The organism is Curvibacter sp. T50, from assembly GCF_057219955.1.
Genome location: NZ_JBXVVU010000003.1, coordinates 158,787 through 181,571 on the forward strand (window position 1 = coordinate 158,787; position 22,785 = coordinate 181,571).

A 22,785-nucleotide genomic window follows, 5' to 3' on the forward strand; every position below is an offset into this window, starting at 1 on the left:
AGTTCGTTATCCCTTTTTGGAATAGCGAAGTATAGGACCCTTCGGATGACGCAATTCGACCAAACCCTGAAACTCGATGGTGCTGGGGCTGTGGGCCTGTCCCAGGCACTTGGCGATGCCAGCGCCGACAAGCGCCTGGAGGTGCTGCGCCGGGTGGCGGAGACTGGCTCGATATCGCAGGCAGCCCGCGAGGCGGACATCAGCTACAAGGCGGCGTGGCAGGCGATCGACACGCTCACCAACCTGGCTGGCGAACCGCTGGTGGACCGAACCGTCGGGGGCAGCGGAGGTGGTGGCGCGCGCCTCACCCCGCAGGGCCTGCAATTGCTGGCGCTCGCAGACGAACTGCAGCAGGCCCGCGAGGCGGTGCTGGCCCGTTTTGCCGGGAATCCGCTGGCCGCCGCAGGCCTGGGCCTGCAGACCAGCATGCGCAACCAGTTGCCCTGTCGGGTCGAGTCGCTGCAGGCGGATGGGACCGGCGACCCCACCGTTCGGGTGTGGGTACGCACGCCCGGGGCGGCACGCCTGGTCGCGCAGATCACCCGCGAAAGTGCCGACCTGCTGGGGCTGGCGCCCGGGCTGCCGGTACTCGTGCTGTGCAAGGCCACGGCGGTGCGTATCGCGACGGGTACCGACCCCACCGGGGGCGACGAGCCGGGCGACGAGGCTGCCCCCACGCTGTCGGGCAGGGTCGAACGCGTGTCGGCCGGGCACAGCCACGACGAGATCACGCTGGCGCTGCCGGCAGGGGGGCGCTGGGTGGGTTTTGCGCCGCACCCGTGTGCCGCCGCCGTGGGGGACGGGGCCTGGGCGGCCATGGCACCATCCTCCCTGGTACTGGCCCGCTGAACGCCCGCTTCCCAGCCGTGACGAAGCGGCTTCAAGCGGCGCGCGGCCAACTCGCGCCTCAGGATTTATCGGCAGCCGGCGGCTGGCGCACGCCCAGTTTGCGATACACCGTGGCGCGGCTGATACCCAAGGTGCGGGCGGCTTCGGCCACATTGCCGCGCGCCTGCTGCACGGCTTGCCGGATCAGGCTGTGTTCCAGGTCACGCAACGGCAGTCTGGCGACCCCCGGCGCGCCTGTATTGTCCGCGTCGCACGGTCCGGACAGCATCGCGACAGCCTGCACCTGAAACCCTGACCAGAGGGGAACATCCACCGGTCCGGTGCCGCGCCGTGCGGCATCGAACAACATCGGCCAGGGCATGGCAAACAGGTCGCTGGCATGCAGCCGCGCCTGCGCGGTCGTGCCGGAAGCGGCGATGCCGAGAATCTGGCGGGCGGTGGGGTTGCAGCCGGTGACGACGCCCTCGCTGTCCAGGCAAATCAGGCCATCTTGCTCATGGTTGCCGACCCCACCAGGCCAGTTGATCCACAGGGCAAGCGCGTGAGGCAGGGCCTGCACCAGGCGATTGCCGATGGCGCGCGCCGAAGCGTCGGCCAGATGGCGCAGCTGCGGGCGCTCGGCGACGTCGATGCCGGTCAGGTCCAGCATGCCGGCACAGCGGCCGTCGGGGCCGAACACTGGCGCCCCGGCGCAGGTGTACATGCCGGTATCGCAAAAGAAATGTTCGCCGCGGTGCAGCCACACGGGCTGCAGCTCAGTCAGTGCGGCGCCAATGGCCGTCGTGCCCACGGCCTTTTCGGACAAATCCACGCCAATCCGCGCCAGGGCCGTGGCGCGGCGGTCCTGGCGGTCGATTTCGCCTTCGACGTCCACGACGACGCCGGTGGCATCCGTCAGGATGGCGAAATAGCGGGTGCCGGCAATGGCCCGTGCCAGGCGCTCGATGACCGGGCGGGCCGCGCTGCGCAGCGGCTGACTGGCGTCGTGCACGCGACGCATGGCCGCAGCGGGGACGGCGTCGAAGGCTACCGGGGAGTCCGGGCTATAGCCACGTTGGAGGCAGCGCTGCCAGGATTTCAGGATGAAGTGTTCCACCGGCGCCGGAGTGCCCTCGGGCGCACCGCCCAGCACCAGCCGGCGCGCCCGCTCGATCAGCGGCAGACGCTCCTCAGGTGGCAGACTGGAAACGGCTTGCATAGGCTCATGGTAGTGGAAGACAGTGTCGCAAGCTGAGAATTTCTCACATGCGACGGCTGGAACCAAGGGTTTTTACTAGGGCTTTCCCGGCTGCGCCGCCGCACCATCGCTATGTTTGTTCATTCATAGGCAAGGCCGTGCATAGGCCGTTACCCAAGGAGACATCGATGCAAAAGGTTTTGCACATCAACCCGGACAAGTGCACCGGGTGCATGCAATGCGAGATGGCCTGTTCTTTCGAGAACTACGGCACCTATGCCACCGCCAAATCACGGATCAAGGTGTTCGACTTTCACCACACCGGGAAAAAGGTTCCCTATACCTGTACCCAGTGTGACGAAGCCTGGTGCCAGCATGCCTGCCCGGTCGAGGCGATTACGGTCGACAAGCTCACCGGCGCCAAAGTGGTCAGCGAGTCCACCTGTGTCGGGTGCAAGGTCTGCACCATTGCCTGCCCGTTCGGCACGATCAACTACGTGCAGGAGACCGGCAAGGTCCAGAAATGCGACCTGTGTGGCGGTGAACCGGCCTGCGCGGAAGCCTGCCCGACCGGTGCCATCACCTTCATCGATGCCAACTGGACTGGGCTGGGCAAGATGCAGCAATGGGCCGACAAGCTGGGCAACCAGCCGACCGCTGCCTGACCGATCGACGCGAACACAAGGAGAAGCAACATGTCCTGGGCTGGAAAAATCCTCCGCGTCAACCTGAGCGCGGGCACCGTCGCCAACGAACCGTTGAACATGGAGTGGGCGCGCGCCTACCTCGGTTCGCGCGGTCTTGCGGCCAAATACCTCACCAGCGAAATCGATCCGAAGGTCGACCCGCTTTCGCCGGACAACAAGATCATCTGGGCCACCGGTCCGCTGACCGGCACCATGGCCTCCACCGGCGGCCGCTATACCGTGTCGACCAAAGGCCCGCTGACCGGCGCCATTGCCTGCTCCAACTCAGGCGGGTACTGGGGCGCCGAACTCAAGATGGCGGGCTGGGACATGATCATTTTCGAGGGCAAATCCGCCACGCCGGTGTACCTGTACATCAATGACGACGTGGCCGAGCTGCGTGATGCCTCGCACCTGTGGGGCCAGAGTGTCTGGAAGACAGAAGCGGCGCTCAAGTCCAGCCTGCAGGACCCGCTGCTGCGTATCAGCAGCATTGGCAAGGCCGGTGAAAACGGATGCCTCTATGCGGCGGTGGTCAACGACCTGCACCGCGCCGCCGGCCGCTCGGGTGTGGGCACCGTCATGGGCAGCAAGAACCTCAAGGCCATCGCCGTGCGGGGCACCAAAGGCGTGGGCAACATCCGTGACCCCAAGGCCTTCATGGCCGCCGCCAAAGCCGCCAAGAAGGTGCTTGCCGACAACGCGGTCACCGGCCAGGGGCTGCCCACCTATGGCACCCAGGTGCTGATGAACGTGATCAACGAAGTCGGCGCGCTGCCCACGCGCAACCACCGCGACGTGCAGTTCGAAGGTGCCAAGGACATTTCTGCCGAAGCCATGGCCACCCCGCGTGCCACCGACGGCAAGAAGCACCTGGTCACCAATCAGGCCTGTTTCGGCTGCACCATCGCCTGCGGGAGGATCTCCAAGATCGATGAATCCCACTTTTCGGTCAAGAACAAACCCGAGTACTGGGGCGCGTCCGGTGGGCTGGAGTACGAAGCCGCCTGGGCGCTCGGCGCGGCCAACGGCGTCAACGATCTGGAGGCGCTGCAGTTCGCCAACCTCATCTGCAACGAAGAAGGCATGGACCCCATCAGTTTCGGCGCCACCGTCGGGGCGGTGATGGAACTGTATGAAATGGGTGTGCTGAGCAAGGAGCAGATTGGTATCGAGTCACCATTCGGCTCGGCCCAGGCCCTGTGTGAACTGGCGGTGATGACTGCCCGCGGTGAAGGCTTCGGCAAGGAGATTGGCCTGGGTTCGAAGCGGCTGACGGCCAAGTATGGCCACCCGGACCTGTCGATGAGCGTCAAAGGCCAGGAGTTCCCGGCCTACGACGGGCGCGTGATTCAGGGTATCGGCCTGGCCTACGCGACGTCCAATCGTGGCGCCTGCCACCTGCGCGGCTACACCATCGCCTCGGAAGTGCTGGGCATTCCGGTCAAGACCGAGCCTACCGAAAGTGAGGGCAAACCGGAGCTGGTCAAGGCTTTCCAGGACGCCACCGCCGCATTCGATTCCGCTGGCATCTGTGTGTTTACCAGTTTCGCCTGGACCCTGGCCGACGTGGCACCCCAGGTGCAGGCGGCGTGCGGCGAAGAGTTCTCCATGGAGCAACTCGCCCACATTGGCGAACGCATCTGGAACATGGAGCGCGAATTCAACAACGCAGCCGGCTTTACCAAGGCGGACGACAGCCTGCCCAAGCGCCTGCTGACCGAGGCCGCCAGGACCGGCCCCGGCAAAGGCGTGGTCAGCAAGCTGCCCGAGATGCTGCCCAAGTACTACGCCGCGCGCGGCTGGGACAGCGAAGGCCGTCCGACCGTCGATACCAAGTCGCGACTGGGTCTGTAAGGCATGACCCACCATGTCATCCTCGGCGCCGGCCCGGCCGGCGTGATCGCTGCGGAAACCATCTGCAAGCACGCCCCGCGGGACACCATCACCGTTATCGGTGACGAAAACGAGGCTCCGTATTCGCGCATGGCGATCCCTTACCTGCTGATCGGCAAGGTCGGCGAGGAAGGGACCCATCTGCGGCATACGGCCGGGCATTTCGAGGGGCTGGGCATCACGGTTCTCCGGGGTGTCCGGGCCAAGGTGCTGGATGCCTCCAAACGCACCATCCAGCTCAGTGACGGCAAGACGATCAGCTTCGACACCTTGCTGATCGCAACCGGCTCCTCGCCAGCGACCCCGCCGATTCCGGGCATCAACGGCCCCGGCGTGCACAGCTGCTGGACGCTGGCCGACGCCCGTGCAATTGCCAATCTGGCCCGGCCCGGTGCGAAGGTGCTGCAGATGGGGGCCGGGTTCATCGGCTGCATCATCATGGAGGCTTTGCAACAGCGGGGTGTGGCGCTGTCGGTGGTCGAGATGGGCGACCGCATGGTGCCGCGCATGATGGGTCCGGCCGCCGGCGGCATGATCAAGGCGTGGTGCGAGACGAAGGGGGTGAAGGTCTACACCGGCGCCCGGGTTGAGGCCATCGAGCGCGGTACGGGAGCGGCGCCAGGGCTGATGGGCAAAATTGCCGAGGTCGTGGGGATTGGCAGTTCGGCCATGCCCCGCGGGGCCATGACGGTGCGGCTTTCCACCGGCCAGTTGCTGGAAGCCGACCTCGTCATCAGTGCCACCGGGGTCCGACCCAATATCGGCTTTCTGGAAAACTCCGGGGTCCGCTGCCTGGTGGGCGTGTTGACCGACGAGCATCTGCAGACCAATGTGCCGGGCATCTACGCCGCCGGGGACTGCGCGGAAGCTTTCGACAAAGTGAGCGGCAAGACCATCGTCAGCGCCATCCAGCCCAATGCGGCCGAGCAGGCCCGGGTGGCCGCGCTGAACATGGTCGGCCGCACCACGGCGTTGCGCGGGGTCACACAGATCAACGTGCTGGACACGCTGGGCCTCGTTTCCGCAAGCTTCGGCAACTGGGAAGGGCTGCCCGGTGGCCAACAGGTCGAATTGACCGACCAGGCTAACCATCGCCACCTCAGCCTGCAGTTCAAGGACGACGTGCTGGTCGGCTGCAACAGCGTCGGCTGGACCGCGCATGTCGGTGTCATGCGGGGACTGGTCGAAGGACAGGTGCGTCTGGGTGCGTGGAAAGATGCGCTGCTGCAGGATCCGACCCGCCTGATGGACGCCTACCTGGCCTGTGCGCAGGGCCAGAATGGCTGGAGCGGGGCCCACGACGCCCGGCGTCGCGCCTGACGTTTCGTGTGCCGGGTGGCGGCTGCCACCTGGCCATGACGGCCTTTCCTCAATCTCCACCGGCCCCATGCAGATCACGCTCAAGCTGTTTGCGTCGTTGACCGACTACCTGCCTCCCGCCGCACGGGCCGGCAATGTGCTGGCGCTGGACGTTGCGCCCGATGCCAGCATCGCCAGGATCATCGAACCCTTCGGACTGCCGCCCAAGCTGGTGCATCTGGTACTGGTCAATGGCGCTTATGTGCAGCCGGCAGATCGCCTGACCCGTACCCTGGTCGAGGGCGATGTCCTGGCGATCTGGCCCCCGATTGCCGGCGGCTGACCGGGCCAGTCGCCGCCCCTTTGCCGTGACTTTGCGCAGCAGCTACCCGTCGCACTTCCAGCGCGACATGGCCTGCACCGAGGCCGAGTGGCTCGGCTGGCTGCCCCGTGCCCTGGGGGCCGTGGCCTGGGAGCGGACCGGCGCCCGCCTGCACGCAAGCCTGGAAGGGGGCGATCTGCACATTCACTGGGCACCGGCACCGCCCCGTGTGATGGGCTTGATGCGGCTGCCCCGTCTGCTGGTGGAATTCCGTTTTGAGGGGGTGGACGAGGTGTCCCGCACCCGGTTCATGCGCCACTTTGACCTGACGACCCAGCGTGGCGGCGGTTGAGCGGCGACGGCAGCCCCCCCAAGCCCCTGTTTGATGGTTTTCAAGCGAAAACAATCAATACCCATCATAAAAAGGTCGCTTATTGCTATAAAAACAGGATTGATTCACCTGGTAACAGGCCCGCCACGGCGGGGCTGCCGCACCTCAGGCCAGCAGTCGCAGGGTAGTTTTGAGGCCCACGATGGTCAGCAGCAGGGAACCCAGAAGATGCAGCGTGGCGGTGATCAGGGCGGTCGCGTAGCGGGCCTGGTTGAGGAGCAAGACGACCTCGGCGCTGAAGCTCGAAAACGTGGTCAGCGCACCCAGAAAACCTGTCACCAGGGCCAGGCGCCATGTCGGGTCCAGATGCGGCAGACTCTGAAAAACCGCCAATGCCACCCCAATCAGGTAGCCGCCGACGAGGTTGGCCGCCAGTGTGCCCCAGGGCAGGAAAGCCGTTCCGGTATTGAGCCACAGTCCCAGTTGCCAGCGCAGCAAGGCACCAGCGCTGGCGCCGACACAGATCGAGACAAGTGCGGCCATGGAAGGGGCAGACAAGGCGGTCAAACACAGAAGTTGGACAGAGGCCGTGATTGTGCATTGCTCGGCAGGCCGGCGGATCCGCGGCGTCCGACACCAGCGGCCGAAAATGGGCGATCAACACAGACGGCACAATTCGGTCAGGCCATGGCGCACGGGGCGCTGTGCCTCGCAGGCGCCCGTCGTGCGCAGAAAGATGTCCGTATGCAAGGCGACCAGCGCTCCGGCAGGCCGGCTCGATTCCAGGAACCACGCCCATGACAGGACCGGTGATGCAGACGCCGACGCAGATTTCCCGGCATTTGCTGCGGCCGGGGCAGGCGCCGTTCCTGGGGGTCGTGATGCTCGACACCCGTTTCCCGCGCCCGCTGGGCGACCTGGGCAATCCCGCCACCTGGTCGGTACCGGTGAATGTCCGGGTCGTACGCGGTATCTGGCCGGACAAAGTGGTGCAGTCGGCCGCCGGATTGCACGCCGGGCGGGTTGGTCAGGCCTTCGTCGCGGTGGTTCAGGCGCTGGTGCGCGAGGGCGCCGTGGCGGTGACCACCAGTTGCGGCTTCCTTGTGCTTTTGCAGAAAGAACTGCAGGCGGGCGTCCGGGTGCCGGTCCAGACCTCCAGCCTGTTGCAACTGCCACGTCTGCTGGCCATTCAGCGCCGTGTGGGGGTGTTGACCATCGCGGCCGGCAAGTTGGGGCGGGAGCACCTGCGCGCCGCCGGTGTGCCGCGTGAACGCCTGGCCGACGTGGTGATCCAGGGTGTGGATCCGAAAGGCGAATTCGCCACCCGTATCCTCGGCAACCAGCCCGAACTGGATCTGGAGAAGGCCCGCGCCGATGTCGTCGCAGCCGCTGTGGCGCTGAAGGCGCGCGAGCCGTCACTGACCGATGTGGTACTGGAGTGCACCAACATGCCGCCCTACCGCGCGGCCGTGGAGGAAGCCACAGGCCTGAAGACCTGGTGCCTGCTGGACGATCAGCGGCTGCTGCGGCCGTTTCGTCCCGCCGAATAGGGCCTTGGCCCTAGTGCATCATCTGCTGGGGCAGCCAGGTCACGATGGCCGGGAACAGCCAGATCAGCACCACGGCCCCCACCATCAGGGCAAACATCGGCAGCGTCACCCGGGCGATCCACAGCAGGTCGCGCCCCGTCATGCCCTGCAGCACAAACAGGTTGAAGCCCACCGGCGGCGTGATCTGCGCCATCTCGACCACCAGCACGATGAAGATGCCGAACCAGATCAGGTCGATGCCGGCGGCCTGCACCGTGGGCAGGATGACCCCCATGGTCAGCACCACCATGGAAATGCCATCCAGGAAACAGCCCAGCACGATGTAGAACACGGCCAGAACCAGGATCAGCTGTCCTTGTGTCAGCCCGAGCTGGGCAATCCACTCCGCCAGGTGGCGCGGCAGGCCGATGTAGCCCATCGACAGGGTCAGGAAGGCGGCGCCGGCCAGGATCAGCGCGATCATGCAGTACAGCCGCGTGGCGCCCATCAGCGATTCGGTGAAGGTCTGCCAGCTCAGCGAACCCTGGGCTGCCGAGATGATGAGCGAGCCGACCACACCGACGGCCGCCGCCTCGGTGGCGGTGGCGATGCCGGCGTAGATCGAGCCCAGCACCGCCGCAATCAGCAGCACCACGGGAATCAGGCTGCGCGACGCCGACAGCTTCTGCATGAAAGTCAAGGTCTGGTCGGCGGCCGGGATCTTGCCGGGATTGGCCAGCGCCCAGGCGGCGATGTAGCCGGAGAACAGCAGCGCGAGCATCAGACCGGGCAGCACGCCGGCGATGAACAGCCGGGCGATGGACACCTCGGCGGAGACGCCGTAGACGATCATGATGATCGACGGCGGAATCAGCAGGCCCAGCGTGCTGGCACCGGCCAGGGTACCGACGATCATGTGTTCCGGGTAGCCGCGCCGGCCCAGCTCCGGCAGAGTCATCTTGCCGATGGTGGCGCAGGTGGCCGCGCTGGAGCCGCTGACGGCGGCAAAAATGGTGCAGCCCGCCACGTTGGTGTGCAGTAGCCGGCCGGGCAGCCCTTGCATCCACGGTGCCAGGCCACGGAACATGTCCTGCGACAGCCGGGTGCGGAACAGGATTTCGCCCATCCAGATGAACAGCGGCAGCGCGGTGAGGGTCCAGCTGGACGCCGAGCCCCAGATGGTCACCGCCATCGCGTCCCCGGCCGGACGCGAACTGAACAGCTGCATGCCAATCCAGGCGACGCCCGACAGCGTCAGCCCGATCCAGACGCCGCTGCCCAGGATCAGGAACAGCGACAGCACCAGCAAGCCGGTGATGGCCAGATCACTCATTGCGCAGCGCCTCCCCGCTGGTCGCGGCGACTCGGCGGCCGCGGATCTCGAGGATGAACTCGTCCAGGAAGGCAATGGCCAGAATCACCGTGCCCGCCGCCATGGCCAGCTGCGGGATCCACAGCGGTGTGGCGTCGTTGCTGGTGGAGATGTCGTGGAACTGGTGCGACTGCCAGGCCAGCCGGCAGGCGTAGAACGCGAACAGCAGCGCCAGCAGGTTGGCCGCGCCCAGCGCCCACAGCTCCATCGCCCGGCGCCAGCGGCCGCGCATCGCGTTGATCACCAGCGTGACACGGATGTGCTCCCCGCGCTTGAGCGTGTGCGCCAGCGCCAGAAAGCCGGCCGCCGCCATCAGGTAGCCGGCGTAGGCGTCCGTGCCGGGCACATGGAAATGCAGCTGCCGGCTGAGGATGGACAGCAGCACCATGCCCAGCAGGCAAACCATGCAGGCCGCACCCAGCCAGGCCGCCCCGTCATACAAGGTGTCCAGTGCTCGCCGCATGGCCTGCCTCCGCGCCGGTGCTTACTTCTGGAACGCGTCGACCAGCTGTTTGCCTTCCGGTCCGGCTTTTTCCAGCCACTCCTTGAGCATGGTCTCACCCACTTTCTTCATGTCCGCCTTGAGCTGTGCGGACGGGGCGTGAATCTGCATGCCGTTCGCCTTGAGCTTGTCCAGGCTGTCGGTGTTGGTCCGCTTGCTGGCGGCCAGGCCGCGCACTTCGGCGTCGGCGGCGGCTTTCAGCACCGCGTCCTGCGTCGGCTTGTCGAGCGCGTCGAAGGCCTTCTTGTTCACGATCACCGCGTTCTTGGGCAGCCAGGCCTGGGTGTCGTACCAGTTCTTGATGTGCTCATAGGTCTTGGTGTCGAAACCGGTGGAGCCGCTGGACATGTAGCTTTCCACCACGCCGGTGGCCATGGCCTGCGACAGTTCGGCCGCCTGCACGGTGACCGGCTGGGCCCCCACCAGCTCCGCGATGCGGGCGGTGGCCGGACTGTAGGCGCGCCACTTCAGACCCTTGAGGTCGGCGGCCGAGGCCAGCGGCTTCTTGGAGTAGATGCCCTGCGGCGGCCATGGCACGGCGTACAGCGACATCATGCCCTGCTCGGCCAGCTTCTTGTCGAGCATCGGTTTCTGCACTTTCCACAGCTTGGCGGCTTCGTCATAGCTGTCGGCCAGGAACGGAATGCCGTCGGCACCGAAGATCTGCCATTCGTTCTGGAAGTTCACCAGCAGGATTTCGCCGATCTGGGCCTGGCCGCCCTGCACCGCGCGCTTGATCTCGGGCGCCTTGAACAGGGCCGCGTTCGGGTGCACCGTGATCTTGAGCTTGCCGCCCGAGGCCTTGTCCACGTCGTCGGCAAATTGCTGCAGGTTCACGGTGTGGAAATTCGTGGCCGGGTAGGCGGCGGGCAGGTCCCATTTGGTCTGGGCCTGGGCATGGATGGCGCAGGCGCCGAATGCCAGGCCGATGGCGAGAGACAGGGTGCGGCGGGTCAGGGTCATGGGGGCTCCTCAAAAGTGGACGGACGGACACAACTCAGCGCAAGACGCGGTATTTGCCCGGCGGTGCCATTGCCCTCCGGACAAACCCGTAAAGCAGGTTCTGAGTCAGCCTGCTGACTTGCAGTCTAGGACTGTCGCCGATAAAGTGTCAACAATTTCTCAACGTTCTGATGACAAAACGAGGGAAAACCCCATGACCGAATCTGATGCTTCACCACCCGCCGAGGCGGGCATCGTGTCTTCGTCCCACCTGGTGTCCCCACGCAGCCGCCAGACGTCGGAGTTCGAGTTCGGGATGATCGTGGCCTGGAACGCGTTCTCCCGCTGGGCGGTGCGCTGCATGGCCGCCGCCGGTGTGCCCGACCTGACCATCACCGACGTGCTGCTGCTGCACCACGTGAACCACCGGGCGCGCAACAAGAAGCTGGCGGACATCTGCTTCGTCCTGAACTATGAAGACACCCATGTGGTGGCCTATTCGCTCAAGAAACTGGTGACCGCCGGTCTGGTGCAGGCCGAGAAAAGCGGCAAAGAGGTTTTCTACAGCCCCACGACGGAAGGCGAAGCGGCGGTGCAGCGCTACCGCGCTGTGCGCGAGCAGTGCCTGATCGACAACCTCGACCCACCGATGAACGACGCCCTGGGCGAGGCGGCGCGCATGTTGCGCACCATGTCGGGGCTGTACGACCAGGCCGCGCGCGCGGCGACGGCGCTTTGAGGGCGGTCGATGACTCCTGAAGCGATAGCTGAAAAGCACCATTCCATGATGGGTATGTGCCATTTTTTTTCTGAAACGGGTCTGTGATGCGATCTGACACCTCTTCTTCCGTCGCCAACCCGTCCCAGGAGCCCCGCTGGCAGTTCTGGATCGACCGCGGCGGCACCTTCACCGACATCGTCGGCAAACGGCCGAACCCGGACGGCAGCTTCACGCTCGTCACCCACAAGCTGCTGAGCGACAACCCCGAGCAGTACCGCGACGCGGCGGTGGCCGGCATCCGCCACCTGCTGGGCCTGTTGCCGGGCGAGCCGGTGACACCGGAACAGGTCGAGTGCGTGAAGATGGGCACCACCGTGGCCACCAACGCGCTGCTGGAGCGCAAGGGCGAGCCCACGCTGCTGGTCACCACGCGCGGTTTTCGCGACGCGCTGCGCATCGCGTACCAGAACCGCCCGCGCCTGTTCGACCGCCGCATCCTGCTGCCGGAGCTGCTGTACGAGCGGGTGGTCGAGGCGGAGGAGCGTGTCGGCGCCCATGGCGAGGTGGTCGAACCGCTGGACGAGGCCCACCTGCGCGAGCGGCTGTGGGCGGCCTTCGACGCTGGCCTGCGCAGCGTGGCCATCGTGTTCCTGCACGGCTACCGCTTCACCGCGCACGAGTTGGCCGCTGCGCGTATCGCCCGCGAGGTGGGCTTCACCCAGGTCAGCACCAGCCACCAGACCAGCCCGATGATGAAGTTCGTCAGCCGGGGCGACACCACGGTGGTCGATGCCTATTTGTCGCCCATCCTGCGCCGTTATGTCGAGCAGGTGGCCGGCGAGATGCCGGGGGTGAAGCTGTTCTTCATGCAGTCCTCCGGCGGGCTGACCGACGCGCACGCCTTCCAGGGCAAGGACGCCATCCTGTCCGGGCCGGCCGGCGGCATCGTCGGCATGGCCCGCACCGCGGCGCTGGCCGGCATGGACCGGGTCATCGGCTTCGACATGGGCGGCACCTCCACCGACGTAAGCCACTACGCCGGCGAGTTCGAGCGCGAGTTTGAAACCCAGGTGGCCGGCGTGCGCATGCGCGCCCCGATGATGAGCATCCACACCGTCGCCGCCGGCGGCGGCTCCCTGCTGCAGTTCGACGGGGCGCGGTTTCGCGTCGGCCCGCAGAGCGCGGGCGCCAACCCCGGCCCGGCCAGCTACCGGCGCGGAGGCCCGCTGGCGGTGACCGACGCCAACGTGATGGTCGGCAAGATCCAGCCGGCGTTTTTCCCCAAGGTTTTCGGCCATGGCGCGAACGAGGCGCTGGATGGTGAGGTCGTGCGCGAACGCTTCGCCGCGCTGGCAGCCCAGACCGGACGGACACCGGAAGACGTGGCCGAGGGCTTCATCCGCATCGCGGTTCAACAGATGGCCAATGCCATCAAGAAGATATCCGTGGCGCGGGGCTACGACGTGACACGCTACACGCTGCAGTGCTTCGGCGGCGCCGGTGGCCAGCACGCCTGCCTGGTCGCGGACGCGCTGGGCATGACGCGGGTGCTGGTGCATCCCCTGGCCGGTGTGCTGAGCGCCTACGGCATGGGCCTGGCCGACCAGAACGTGATCCGCGAGCAGGCGGTGGAGCTGAAGCTGGCCACCGACGCCTTGCCGGCCATCTCGCAGCAACTCGATGCGCTGGCCGAAACCGCGCGCGCCGAACTGGCCCGCCAGCAGGCCAGCGCCGGCGCCGTGTCGATGCATCGGCGGGTGCATGTGCGTTACGAAGGCACCGATTCGGCGCTGATCGTCGGTTGGCCCGAGGCTGGCCCAGCATCGCCCGCGGAGGTTCTCGCCGCTGTCACCGCGGGTTTCGAAGCCGCCTACCGGCAGCGGTTTGCCTTTCTGATGACGGGCAAGGCGCTGGTGGTGGAGGCCGTGTCGGTCGAAGCCGTCGTCGCTGGTGATGCGCCGGCCGAGCCGGTCCATGCGTTGCACCCGCCGCGCGCCGTGCCGCGCCGCAGCACGGTGCCGGTGTACTCCGGCGGCCGCTGGGTGGAGGCCGCCCTGGTGGTTCGCGAAGACCTGCGCCCCGGCGACGAGATTCCCGGCCCGGCCATCATTGCCGAGAAAAACGCCACGACCGTGGTCGAACCCGGCTGGGCGGCCACCCTGACCGCGCTGGACCATCTGGTGCTGGAGCGCCGCGAGGCGCGGGCGGTGACTTACGCCGCGGGCACCACGGCCGATCCGGTGCTGCTGGAGGTGTTCAACAACCTCTTCATGAACATCGCCGAGCAGATGGGCCTGCAGCTGCAGAACACCGCCTACTCGGTCAACATCAAGGAGCGGCTCGACTTCAGCTGCGCGCTGTTCGACGCCGAGGGCTACCTGATTGCCAACGCGCCGCACATGCCGGTGCACCTGGGCAGCATGGGTGAGAGCATCAAGACCGTGATCCGCGAGAACGCCGGCACGATGCATCCGGGTGACGTGTATGTGCTGAACGACCCCTACCATGGCGGCACGCACCTGCCGGACATCACCGTCATCACGCCGGTGTACCTGGGTGCGGGCGACGGCCAGGAGGGCGCTTCGGATGTGCTCCCTCTCCCACCGGGAGAGGGCGGGGGTGAGGGCCGGCGCCCGATGTTTTACGTCGGTAGCCGCGGCCACCACGCCGACATCGGTGGCGTCACACCCGGCTCCATGCCGCCGTTTTCCACGCGCATCGAGGAAGAGGGCGTGCAGATCAACAACGTCAAGCTGGTCGACCGCGGCGTGTTGCGCGAGGCGGAAATGATCGCGCTCCTCAGCGGTGAACCGAGCGCAGCGCCGGGCCGCCCCAAGCAAGCGAGCGCCCCCTCGGGGGGCAGCGAGGACACGCCAGTGCCGAGCGTGGGGGCCAAATACCCCTCAAGGAACCCGCAGCAGAACCTCGCGGACCTGAAGGCCCAGATCGCCGCCAACGAAAAAGGTGTGCAGGAGTTGCGCAAGATGGTCGACCAGTTCGGCCTCGACGTGGTGCAGGCCTACATGCGCCATGTGCAGGACAACGCCGAGGAGTCGGTGCGCCGCGTCATCACGCGCCTGAAAGACGGTGAATTCACCCTGCCGCTGGACAACGGTGCGCAGATCCGGGTGGCCATCCGCGTCGACGTCGCCCGCCGCAGCGCCACCATCGACTTCACCGGCACGTCGCCGCAGCAGACCAACAACTTCAACGCACCCACCGCGGTCTGCATGGCGGCGGTGCTGTATGTGTTCCGCACGCTGGTGGACGACGACATCCCGCTCAACGCCGGCTGCCTGAAACCTTTGCACGTCATCATCCCGCCCGGCTCCATGCTGAACCCGAACCCGCCGGCCTCGGTGGTGGCGGGCAATGTGGAAACCTCCACCTGCATCACCAACGCGCTGTTTGGCGCCCTGGGCGTGATGGCCGGCAGCCAGCCGACCATGAACAACTTCACCTTCGGCAACGCGCGCCACCAGTATTACGAGACCATCTCGGGCGGCAGTGGCGCGGGCGGCGTGTTCGACGCAGAAGGGCGGCTGACGGGTGGCTTCAACGGCACCAGCGTCGTGCAGACCCACATGACCAACTCGCGCCTGACCGACCCGGAGGTGCTGGAGTTCCGCTTCCCGGTGCGGCTGGAGAGCTACGCCATCCGGCAAGGCTCGGGCGGTGCCGGGCGCTGGCGGGGCGGCGACGGCGGGGTGCGCCGGGTGCGATTCCTGGAGGCCATGACCGCCAGCATCCTGTCCAACGGACGGGTCCATCCCGCCTTCGGCCTGGCCGGCGGGAAGGCTGGTACGCCGGGCATCAACCGCGTGGTGCGCGGCGACGGCCGGGTCGAGACCCTGGCCCACATCGGCAGCGCCGAGATGGCGCCGGGTGATGTGTTCGAAATCCACACCCCCGGCGGCGGCGGATTTGGCGTTCCGGGGCAGGAATCTGCATGATTTCGGCCTTTACCCATCGTCAAATCGTCATTCATTGCTATTGAAGCAGGAGTATTCGTGGCCGGACTGATGGACAACTACCGTTTTCTGGCGCGCTACAACGGCTGGTTCAATACCCGGCTGTACGACGCCTGCGAGCCGCTGGATGACGCCGGGCGCCAGGCGCCGCGCGGTGCGTTTTTTGGCTCCATCCACGGCACACTGAACCATATCCTGTGGGGCGACATGGTCTGGCTGGGCCGACTGGCGGCGCAGGCCCAGGCGGGAGAGGCCGCGCTGCCAGCGGCCTTGCTGGTGCTGCCGGATGGTGCGCGCCACGAGACCACCCTGCACGCCGACTGGGCCGCGCTGCGCGCCCATCGCGCCGGACTCGACGCCGCGTTGCAAGCCTGGCTGGCGGCTGTGCCCGACGACTTTGCGCAGCGCACGATGCGTTACCGCAATACCCAGGGCGTGGCGCGTGAGCACCCGGTGTGGCAGGCCTTGACCCATCTGTTCAACCACCAGACCCACCACCGCGGCCAAGTCACAACATTGCTCGCCCAGGCGGGCGTGGATGTGGGTGTGACCGATCTCATTGCGCTGGTCTGAATGCTATAGGTACGATAGCTAAAAATGACCGTTTGACGCTGGGTAGGGGCTGAAAAGGCGCAAAAAAACCCGCCGAAGCGGGTTTCACGGGATGCCGGAGCTTCCGGATCACTTCTTGGCGGCGCTGGCAGCCGGCTTGGCGGCCTCAGCCTTCTTGTCGTCCTTCTTCTCGTCCTTGGCCTTCTTGTCAGCCTCTTTCTTTGCCTTGGCTTCTTCGGCTTTGGCCTTCTTCTCTTCTGCGGCCTTGGCTTTGGCGTCGTCCTTGGCCTTCTTGTCGTCGGCCTTGGCGTCTTTCTTTTCATCCTTGGCGGCCGCAGCCGGCTTGGCATCGGGCTTCTTCTCTTCCTTGGCAGCAGCAGCCGGCTTGGCATCGGCCTTCTTCTCTTCGGCCTTCGCGGCGGGCTTTTCGTCCTTCTTCGCCGGGGCGGCCGAGACACCCTTGAATCCGGCACCGTTGACGGTCATGCCTTCGGCGGAGAACTTGGCAGCATTCGTTTCGCCGATGCCCTTGACGCGGTCGATGAAGTCGTTCCAGTCCTTGAAATTGCCTTTCTTGCGTTCGTCGACGATCTTGGCAGAAATGCCGGGGCCGATGCCCTTGATGCCGTCGAGTTCCGCGGCAGTGGCCTTGTTTACATCCACTGCGGCAAACGCGGCAGCGGCGTAGAGCATGGCCACGAGGGCCAGAATTTTCTTCAGCATGCGAAACACTCCTGTGGGGCTGGGGGTAGGAACGGTCGGTTGACCGGGATGCGCGACTATAACGGGCGGCCAGCAAGCGGCGTTGACAGGCTTGTCGTGCGAACCTTGGTATTAACCCTTGGTTGTCGGGTGGTCAAAGTTCTTCGAGCCGGCGGGGCGGGTAGCTGTCCCAGGCCTGGCATCCGGGGCATTGCCAGAAATGCTCGCGCGCCTCGAAACCGCAGGCTGCGCAGCGGTAACGTGAAAGCGGTCGGGAGGCGTGTTCCACCGCGCGGCAGACCGGTGCCGCGACGGCCTGGGGGCTGCCCTGCTGTCCAGCCAGCCACCGGGCCGCTGCGATCAGGGACGGTTGCCGCTCCAGATGGTCCAGGTAACGCTGTTGGGCTTGAGCGGGCGGCCGGCCGATCTGCAGGTCGAGTTGCACCAGTGCCTCGACGAGGTCGATGGAGGGTGAATCCTTGTTGGCCTGCTCCAGCAGGCGCCGGGCGTCGGCTTCTTCACCGACCGCCAGGCCTACCGCTCGGACCAGGGGCGCCGCCAGGGCCAGCGCCTGAGGGCAGTTTTCGGCAAGGGCTCGGAGCGTCGACCATGCCTCGTGGGCCCGCCCTGCGTCGCGCTGTAGGGCGGCGAGTTGCAAGCGCGGACGGGCAACCTGTGGCGCCGTATCGATCGCACGCCGCAGGCAGTCGATCGCAGCGCCTTCGTCGCCTCCCTGCTGGTGCGCCTGGGCCTCCTCGCACAGATAGTGCGCGAGCCGGTTGTCGAAACGTGCCGGTCCTTCGGCCTGCAGGCTCTGGGCCACGGCACTGGCATGCGACCATTCGCGCGAGCGTTCGTAGATGGCCAGCAAGGCCAGGCGCGCCGGCTCGGCATGGGCGGTACCTTCTAGCTTGCGCAGGGCGTCTTCCGCGCGGTCGAGCAGACCGGCTTTGAGGAAGTCCAGTGCCAGCGCGTGTTGCGCGCGGTGCCGGTCGGTCTCACTCAGGTCGGCCCGTGACAGCAGGTGCTCATGGACCCGAACGGCGCGGTCGTATTCGCCCCGTCGGCGAAACAGGTTGCCGAGGGCAAAGTGCAGTTCACTGGTGTCGGGATCGCGCTGGACCGCCTCGATGAACGCGTCGATGGCTTTGTCCTGCTGTTCGTTGAGCAGGTAGTTGAGTCCGCGGAAATAGGCTTTGGGCGCCTGGCGATTTTCAATGCGCAGTTGCCGCAGATCCAGACGGGAAGCCAGCCAACCCGCAGCGAAAGCCAGGGGCAGACCGAGCAGGATCCAGTAGATTTCAAGGTCCACGCTGGGCTCCGGAAATGCGGCCCGCAGCGGGTGCCGCCGGCGCAGGAGGGACGGAAGGGGATGGGGGCGCGGACTTGGACGGACGGTGGCTGCGCCACCAGCGCGGCACCATGGCCAAAGCGCCGATTGCCAGACCGGCGGCAAACGACGCCAGCACGACGAGCACCAGTGGCGCGCGCCACTGGTTGCCGAAGAAGAAGTGGACGGTGACGTCCTGCTGGTTGTTCAGGGCGAAGGCAAACATCGTGAAAAAGATGAAGCCTTTGAGCAGCCAGCGCAGCAGCGTCAGGATCGGTTTCATGGGTCAGTCCGGTTCGCGCGGTCATTGTGCCCGGCCGCGACGGCCGCGACAACGCGCGGGGACTCAGGGCAGTTCGCCCCGTTCCTTGAGTTCGGCGGTACGCTGATCCAGTGCTTCGCGCAGGGCTTTGCCGGGCTTGAAGTGGGGAACGCGCCGTTCAGGGATTTGCACGCTTTCGCCGGAGCGCGGATTGCGACCGGTGCGTGGTGGGCGACGGCTGATGGAGAAACTGCCGAAGCCGCGGATTTCGATGCGATGTCCACGTACCAGCGCATCACCCATCGCATCCAGAATGGCCTTGACGGCCGACTCGGCGTCACGGTGCGTGAGCTGGTTGAAGCGTGCGGCCAGTTCGTCGACAAGATCGGATCGGGTCATCGCAGGAAAGGGAGCAAGGTATTCGCAACTGCCGGAAGGGCGCCGCCCCGGCCGCCCCCGGAGGGCGGTGGGGCAGTACCCGTTCCGTCAGGACACTCAGTTGTTGTTGTCCAGCTTGGCGCGCAGCAGGGCGCCCAGGCTGGTCGTGCCGGCGTTGCCCGTATTCTGGTTCAGGCTGGCCATGGCTTCCTGCTGGTCGGCGGCGTCCTTGGCCTTGACCGACAGCTGGATGTTGCGGGTCTTGCGATCGATGTTGACGATCACGGCGGTGACTTCATCGCCTTCCTTGAGCACGTTGCGGGCATCTTCGACGCGGTCACGCGAAATCTCGCTGGCCCGCAGATAACCCACGATGTCTTCGCCCAGGTCGATTTCGGCGCCGCGCGGGTCAACCGTCTTCACCTTGCCGGTAACCGACGAGCCTTTGTCGTTGACGGTGACGAAGGTCGTGAACGGGTCCTGGTCCAGCTGCTTGATACCCAGGCTGATGCGCTCGCGGTCCACGTCGACGGCCAGCACGATCGCTTCGACTTCCTGGCCCTTCTTGTAGTTGCGCACGGCGGCTTCGCCCGGCTCGTTCCAGGACAGGTCGGACAGGTGCACCAGGCCGTCGATGCCGGCGGCCAGGCCGACGAACACGCCGAAGTCGGTGATCGACTTGATCGGGCCCTTGACGCGGTCGCCGCGCTTGGTGTTCTGGGCGAATTCCTGCCACGGGTTGGCGCGGCACTGTTTCATGCCCAGGCTGATGCGGCGCTTGTCTTCGTCGATCTCAAGAACCATGACTTCGACTTCGTCACCCAGTGAAACGATCTTGGACGGTGCCACGTTCTTGTTGGTCCAGTCCATTTCGGAGACGTGCACCAGCCCTTCGATGCCCGGCTCCAGCTCGACAAACGCACCGTAGTCGGCAATGTTGGTGACCTTGCCGAACATGCGGGTACCCTGCGGATAGCGGCGGTTCACGCCCATCCAGGGATCGTCGCCCATCTGCTTGAGGCCCAGCGAAACGCGGTTCTTCTCAGTGTCGAACTTGAGGATCTTGGCGGTGAGTTCCTGACCTGCGGTGACCACCTCGGAAGGGTGACGGACACGGCGCCAGGCCATGTCGGTGATGTGCAGCAGTCCGTCGATGCCGCCGAGGTCCACGAATGCACCGTATTCGGTGATGTTCTTGACGACGCCGCGGACGATTGCGCCTTCGCGCAGGGTTTCCATCAGCTTGGCGCGCTCTTCGCCCATCGAGGCCTCGACCACCGCACGGCGGCTGAGCACGACGTTGTTGCGTTTGCGGTCCAGCTTGATGACCTTGAATTCGAGGGTTTTGTTCTCGTAGGGCGTGAGGTCCTTGGTCGGACGGGTGTCGACCAAAGAGCCGGGCAGGAAAGCGCGGATGCCGTTGACGAGCACCGTGAGGCCGCCTTTGACTTTGCCGCTGGTGGTGCCGGTGACGAACTCGCCCGACTCCAGCGCTTTTTCCAGGGCCAGCCAGGAAGCAAGGCGCTTGGCGGTGTCGCGGCTGAGGATGGTGTCACCGTAGCCGTTTTCGATGGATCCGATGGCCACCGAGACGAAGTCGCCTTCCTGGACTTCGATTTCGCCCTTGTCGTTCTTGAATTCCTCGATTGGCACGTAGGCTTCGGACTTCAGGCCGGCATTGACGACCACAAAATTGTGCTCGATGCGGACCACCTCGGCGGTGATGACCTCACCGGGGCGCATTTCGGTGCGTTGCAGGGATTCTTCGAAAAGGGCGGCAAAAGATTCAGACATGGATTTTCCGTTTGCGCAACCGGTGACGACGAAGGCACGATTGCCGTCGTTAGCGGACTGGGATTGCGACAGTGCTTGGCGGTTGATTCCGCAGTGACATTGAAAACCCGCCGGCCTGTGCGCATGCAGCGCGGGTGGGAGCCGGTGGGGCCGTTGTTCCGCTCAGGCGGACCTGAACGGTTGTTTGCTCTGCCACCATTCCAGCACGTGGCTGACCGATTCTTCAATCGTCAGCTCCGAGTTGTCGAGTAGCAAAGCGTCCTGCGCTGGCTTGAGGGGAGCTGCCGATCGGGTGGTATCCCGGGCATCTCTTGCCTCCAGATCGGCGCGAAGATCGTCGATGTTAGCAGAAATCCCTTTGGAAATCAACTGCTTATGGCGCCTCTGCGCTCTCTTGGCGGCGCTCGCAGTGAGAAAAACCTTCAATGCCGCATCAGGGAAGATGACGGTACCCATGTCGCGCCCATCGGCGACGAGGCCGGGGAGGCGGCGGAAACTCAGTTGCAGGTCAATCAGCGCCCGGCGCACTGGCGCCATCGCCGAAACCAGTGACGCATCCATTCCCGCCGCTTCACTGCGTATGGCGTCCGTGACATCGTCCTCTCCGAGCCAGACCCGCCCGGATCGGAAGCGGACCGGCAACCGGGCGGCCAACCGGGCGGTGTCCTGCTCGACGGTTGGGTCCGGGCAATCAATGGCCAGCGCGGCGCGCCGAGCAGCCAGGCCGGTCAGCCGGTACAAGGCACCCGAATCCAGAACGGAGAAACCCAGTCGCTGCGCCACATGGTCCGCCAGGGTGCCTTTGCCGGAGGCTGTTGGACCATCGATACAGATGACGGGGACGGCCTCGGCACGGGTCCGGGCAACGGAAAAATACGCTTCGAAGTAGTCCGGAAAGGTTTTCCCGACACATTTCGGATCCTCGATCCGTACCGCCAGGCGTGCCGGGTTGAAAGCGGCAAGCGAAAAACACATGGCAATGCGGTGATCGTCATAGGTGTGGATGCTGGCCGCGCGCCAATCTCTTGCGGGCAAGGGGCTGACGCGCAGAAAGTCCGGCCCTTCGTCCACCATGGCGCCAAGTTTGCGCAGTTCGGTGGCCATCGCAGCGATGCGGTCGGTTTCCTTGACGCGCCAACTGGCGATATTGCGCAGGGTGCAGGGCCCATCGGCGTAGAGTGCCATGACGGCCAGGGTCATCGCGGCGTCTGGAATCGCATTGCAGTCCAGGTCGATGGCGCGCAGCGGCCAGGAGCCACGGGAAATCTCCATCCAGGTGGGGCCGCCCACGACGGTCGCTCCCATACGTCGGGCCGCATCGACAAAACGGATGTCCCCCTGGATGGATTGCTCGCCGACCCCTTCAATGCGTACCGGGCGGTCGCTGCCTCCGATCGCACCCAGGGCGATGAAATAGGACGCCGACGAAGCATCGGCTTCGACGGGGATTCTCCCGGGCGAGCGGTAGCGTGACCCGGCCGGGATCGTGAATCGCTCCCAACCCTGGCGTTCCACCGTGATGCCAAAGCGGTGCAACAGGTTCAGCGTGATGTCGATGTACGGCTTGGAGATCAGCTCACCGATGACTTCCACGACCATGGCGCGTTCGGCGCACACCAGCGGCAAAGCCAACAGCAGGGCGGTCAGAAATTGGCTTGATACGTCCCCGCGCACCCGGATCGGCTGGTCCAGTTGCAGGACAGGATGGCCAATTCGCAGCGGTGGATAGCCTTCTTGTCCGACGTAGTCGACGCGGCAGCCGAGTTGCCGCAATGCGTCGACCAGATCGCCAATCGGGCGTTCGTGCATCCGGGCGACACCGGAAAGCTCGAAATCACCACCAAGCATTGCCAACGCTGCAGCCAAGGGTCGCATGGCGGTACCGGCGTTGCCCAGGAACAAGCGGACAGGGTGTTCCGGGCGGCGTCCGCCAATGCCGGTGACCGAAACCTCCTGGCCTTTCCGCTCAATGTGGCAACCCAGTTGCTCCAGGGCCGCGAGCATCACCCGCGTGTCGTCCGAATCGAGCAGGTCTTCAACGACGGTGACACCCTGGCTCAGGGCGGCCAGCAGCAGGACCCGGTTGGAGATGCTTTTGGAGCCTGGCAGGCTGACGGTGCCACCGGCGCTGTCCAGCGGCGGCAGATCAAGAAACGGGACATCGAACATG

21 protein-coding genes are annotated in these 22,785 nt (G+C 65.7%); 10 read left to right on the forward strand and 11 right to left on the reverse strand.

The genetic code is table 11. The features are described 5' to 3' along the window. The first annotated feature begins 45 nt into the window (after window positions 1–45). Complete coding sequence (locus AC2EBU_RS12365; protein WP_484610732.1) at window positions 46–849, forward strand: TOBE domain-containing protein; 804 nt, start codon at window positions 46–48, stop codon at window positions 847–849. A 58-nt stretch (window positions 850–907) separates the two neighbouring features. On the opposite strand, the gene AC2EBU_RS12370 is transcribed toward AC2EBU_RS12365, so the two are convergent. Beyond that, window positions 908–2,047 (reverse strand): helix-turn-helix domain-containing protein, encoded by a 1,140-nt coding sequence (locus AC2EBU_RS12370; protein ID WP_484610733.1) that lies wholly within the window; start codon window positions 2,045–2,047, stop codon window positions 908–910. Between the two features lie 167 nt (window positions 2,048–2,214). Here AC2EBU_RS12370 and AC2EBU_RS12375 point away from each other — a divergent pair, with 167 nt between their 5' ends. The 5 genes from AC2EBU_RS12375 to AC2EBU_RS12395 all read left to right on the forward strand — a co-directional run bounded on the left by AC2EBU_RS12375 (window position 2,215) and on the right by AC2EBU_RS12395 (window position 6,581). Continuing rightward, the gene (locus AC2EBU_RS12375) at window positions 2,215–2,691 is read left to right on the forward strand and encodes a 4Fe-4S dicluster domain-containing protein (protein WP_484610734.1); all 477 of its coding nucleotides are present in this window, start codon (window positions 2,215–2,217) and stop codon (window positions 2,689–2,691) included. Window positions 2,692–2,721: 30 nt separating this feature from the next. After that, on the forward strand, window positions 2,722–4,569 hold the full coding sequence (locus AC2EBU_RS12380; RefSeq protein WP_484610735.1) for an aldehyde ferredoxin oxidoreductase family protein: 1,848 nt from the start codon (window positions 2,722–2,724) through the stop codon (window positions 4,567–4,569). 3 nt (window positions 4,570–4,572) lie between these two features. Next, a complete protein-coding gene (locus tag AC2EBU_RS12385) occupies window positions 4,573–5,928 on the forward strand; it encodes an NAD(P)/FAD-dependent oxidoreductase (RefSeq protein ID WP_484610736.1) in 1,356 nt (451 codons plus the stop codon). 67 nt (window positions 5,929–5,995) lie between these two features. Next, complete coding sequence (thiS, locus tag AC2EBU_RS12390) at window positions 5,996–6,250, forward strand: sulfur carrier protein ThiS (RefSeq protein WP_484610737.1); 255 nt, start codon at window positions 5,996–5,998, stop codon at window positions 6,248–6,250. Then, entirely contained in the window at window positions 6,213–6,581 is a 369-nt protein-coding gene (locus AC2EBU_RS12395; protein ID WP_484610738.1) for a hypothetical protein, read from the forward strand. The genes thiS and AC2EBU_RS12395 overlap by 38 nt, the downstream gene beginning before the upstream one ends. A 144-nt stretch (window positions 6,582–6,725) precedes the next feature. On the opposite strand, the gene crcB is transcribed toward AC2EBU_RS12395, so the two are convergent. Continuing rightward, window positions 6,726–7,103 carry a fluoride efflux transporter CrcB gene (gene crcB, locus AC2EBU_RS12400; RefSeq protein ID WP_484610739.1) on the reverse strand — a complete coding sequence of 126 codons (378 nt, stop codon included), beginning with the start codon at window positions 7,101–7,103 and terminating at the stop codon, window positions 6,726–6,728. Window positions 7,104–7,357: 254 nt separating this feature from the next. On the opposite strand from crcB, the gene AC2EBU_RS12405 reads away from it, so the two are divergent. Beyond that, the gene (locus AC2EBU_RS12405) at window positions 7,358–8,110 is read left to right on the forward strand and encodes an aspartate/glutamate racemase family protein (protein ID WP_484610740.1); all 753 of its coding nucleotides are present in this window, start codon (window positions 7,358–7,360) and stop codon (window positions 8,108–8,110) included. Window positions 8,111–8,120: 10 nt separating this feature from the next. Here the strand turns inward: AC2EBU_RS12405 and AC2EBU_RS12410 are convergent, their stop codons facing one another. The 3 genes from AC2EBU_RS12410 to AC2EBU_RS12420 are packed head-to-tail and all read right to left on the reverse strand — an operon-like array spanning window position 8,121 to window position 10,926. Continuing rightward, a complete protein-coding gene (locus AC2EBU_RS12410; protein ID WP_484610741.1) occupies window positions 8,121–9,422 on the reverse strand; it encodes a TRAP transporter large permease in 1,302 nt (433 codons plus the stop codon). Next, entirely contained in the window at window positions 9,415–9,924 is a 510-nt protein-coding gene (locus tag AC2EBU_RS12415; RefSeq protein ID WP_484610742.1) for a TRAP transporter small permease, read from the reverse strand. Before AC2EBU_RS12415 ends, AC2EBU_RS12410 begins: the two co-directional genes overlap by 8 nt. 21 nt (window positions 9,925–9,945) lie before the next feature. Then, on the reverse strand, window positions 9,946–10,926 hold the full coding sequence (locus AC2EBU_RS12420) for a TRAP transporter substrate-binding protein (protein WP_484610743.1): 981 nt from the start codon (window positions 10,924–10,926) through the stop codon (window positions 9,946–9,948). Between the two features lie 193 nt (window positions 10,927–11,119). On the opposite strand from AC2EBU_RS12420, the gene AC2EBU_RS12425 reads away from it, so the two are divergent. From AC2EBU_RS12425 to AC2EBU_RS12435, 3 genes are all read left to right on the forward strand, one after another. Beyond that, window positions 11,120–11,644, forward strand: a complete 525-nt coding sequence (locus AC2EBU_RS12425; RefSeq protein WP_484610744.1) for a winged helix DNA-binding protein — start codon at window positions 11,120–11,122, stop codon at window positions 11,642–11,644. 86 nt (window positions 11,645–11,730) lie between these two features. After that, on the forward strand, window positions 11,731–15,579 hold the full coding sequence (locus AC2EBU_RS12430; protein WP_484610745.1) for a hydantoinase B/oxoprolinase family protein: 3,849 nt from the start codon (window positions 11,731–11,733) through the stop codon (window positions 15,577–15,579). Window positions 15,580–15,636: 57 nt separating this feature from the next. Continuing rightward, window positions 15,637–16,170, forward strand: coding sequence for a DinB family protein (locus AC2EBU_RS12435; RefSeq protein WP_484610746.1), 534 nt, complete (start codon window positions 15,637–15,639; stop codon window positions 16,168–16,170). A gap of 108 nt (window positions 16,171–16,278) precedes the next feature. On the opposite strand, the gene AC2EBU_RS12440 is transcribed toward AC2EBU_RS12435, so the two are convergent. The 6 genes from AC2EBU_RS12440 to AC2EBU_RS12465 all read right to left on the reverse strand — a co-directional run bounded on the left by AC2EBU_RS12440 (window position 16,279) and on the right by AC2EBU_RS12465 (window position 22,784). Next, complete coding sequence (locus AC2EBU_RS12440) at window positions 16,279–16,872, reverse strand: ComEA family DNA-binding protein (protein ID WP_484610747.1); 594 nt, start codon at window positions 16,870–16,872, stop codon at window positions 16,279–16,281. Between the two features lie 133 nt (window positions 16,873–17,005). Continuing rightward, on the reverse strand, window positions 17,006–18,163 hold the full coding sequence (lapB, locus tag AC2EBU_RS12445; RefSeq protein ID WP_484610748.1) for a lipopolysaccharide assembly protein LapB: 1,158 nt from the start codon (window positions 18,161–18,163) through the stop codon (window positions 17,006–17,008). Next, entirely contained in the window at window positions 18,153–18,452 is a 300-nt protein-coding gene (locus AC2EBU_RS12450) for a LapA family protein (protein WP_484610919.1), read from the reverse strand. Before AC2EBU_RS12450 ends, lapB begins: the two co-directional genes overlap by 11 nt. 75 nt (window positions 18,453–18,527) lie before the next feature. Beyond that, window positions 18,528–18,842, reverse strand: coding sequence for an integration host factor subunit beta (locus tag AC2EBU_RS12455; protein WP_484610749.1), 315 nt, complete (start codon window positions 18,840–18,842; stop codon window positions 18,528–18,530). Window positions 18,843–18,938: 96 nt separating this feature from the next. Continuing rightward, a complete protein-coding gene (gene rpsA, locus AC2EBU_RS12460) occupies window positions 18,939–20,744 on the reverse strand; it encodes a 30S ribosomal protein S1 (protein WP_484610920.1) in 1,806 nt (601 codons plus the stop codon). A gap of 33 nt (window positions 20,745–20,777) precedes the next feature. Next, on the reverse strand, window positions 20,778–22,784 hold the full coding sequence (locus AC2EBU_RS12465; protein WP_484610750.1) for a bifunctional 3-phosphoshikimate 1-carboxyvinyltransferase/cytidylate kinase: 2,007 nt from the start codon (window positions 22,782–22,784) through the stop codon (window positions 20,778–20,780). Window position 22,785: the final 1 nt, after the last annotated feature.

Bases quoted from the DNA above. Each gene is read 5' to 3' on its own strand.
- AC2EBU_RS12440 (WP_484610747.1), bottom strand. From the start codon at position 16,872: ATGCTGAAGAAAATTCTGGCCCTCGTGGCCATGCTCTACGCCGCTGCC.
- AC2EBU_RS12410 (WP_484610741.1), bottom strand. From the start codon at position 9,422: ATGAGTGATCTGGCCATCACCGGCTTGCTGGTGCTGTCGCTGTTCCTG.
- AC2EBU_RS12365 (WP_484610732.1), top strand. From the start codon at position 46: ATGACGCAATTCGACCAAACCCTGAAACTCGATGGTGCTGGGGCTGTG.
- AC2EBU_RS12375 (WP_484610734.1), top strand. From the start codon at position 2,215: ATGCAAAAGGTTTTGCACATCAACCCGGACAAGTGCACCGGGTGCATG.
- AC2EBU_RS12455 (WP_484610749.1), bottom strand. From the start codon at position 18,842: ATGACCCGATCCGATCTTGTCGACGAACTGGCCGCACGCTTCAACCAG.
- AC2EBU_RS12370 (WP_484610733.1), bottom strand. From the start codon at position 2,047: ATGCAAGCCGTTTCCAGTCTGCCACCTGAGGAGCGTCTGCCGCTGATC.
- AC2EBU_RS12405 (WP_484610740.1), top strand. From the start codon at position 7,358: ATGACAGGACCGGTGATGCAGACGCCGACGCAGATTTCCCGGCATTTG.
- AC2EBU_RS12465 (WP_484610750.1), bottom strand. From the start codon at position 22,784: ATGTTCGATGTCCCGTTTCTTGATCTGCCGCCGCTGGACAGCGCCGGT.
- AC2EBU_RS12385 (WP_484610736.1), top strand. From the start codon at position 4,573: ATGACCCACCATGTCATCCTCGGCGCCGGCCCGGCCGGCGTGATCGCT.
- AC2EBU_RS12420 (WP_484610743.1), bottom strand. From the start codon at position 10,926: ATGACCCTGACCCGCCGCACCCTGTCTCTCGCCATCGGCCTGGCATTC.
- AC2EBU_RS12430 (WP_484610745.1), top strand. From the start codon at position 11,731: ATGCGATCTGACACCTCTTCTTCCGTCGCCAACCCGTCCCAGGAGCCC.
- thiS (WP_484610737.1), top strand. From the start codon at position 5,996: ATGCAGATCACGCTCAAGCTGTTTGCGTCGTTGACCGACTACCTGCCT.
- AC2EBU_RS12425 (WP_484610744.1), top strand. From the start codon at position 11,120: ATGACCGAATCTGATGCTTCACCACCCGCCGAGGCGGGCATCGTGTCT.
- AC2EBU_RS12415 (WP_484610742.1), bottom strand. From the start codon at position 9,924: ATGCGGCGAGCACTGGACACCTTGTATGACGGGGCGGCCTGGCTGGGT.
- AC2EBU_RS12380 (WP_484610735.1), top strand. From the start codon at position 2,722: ATGTCCTGGGCTGGAAAAATCCTCCGCGTCAACCTGAGCGCGGGCACC.
- crcB (WP_484610739.1), bottom strand. From the start codon at position 7,103: ATGGCCGCACTTGTCTCGATCTGTGTCGGCGCCAGCGCTGGTGCCTTG.
- AC2EBU_RS12395 (WP_484610738.1), top strand. From the start codon at position 6,213: ATGTCCTGGCGATCTGGCCCCCGATTGCCGGCGGCTGACCGGGCCAGT.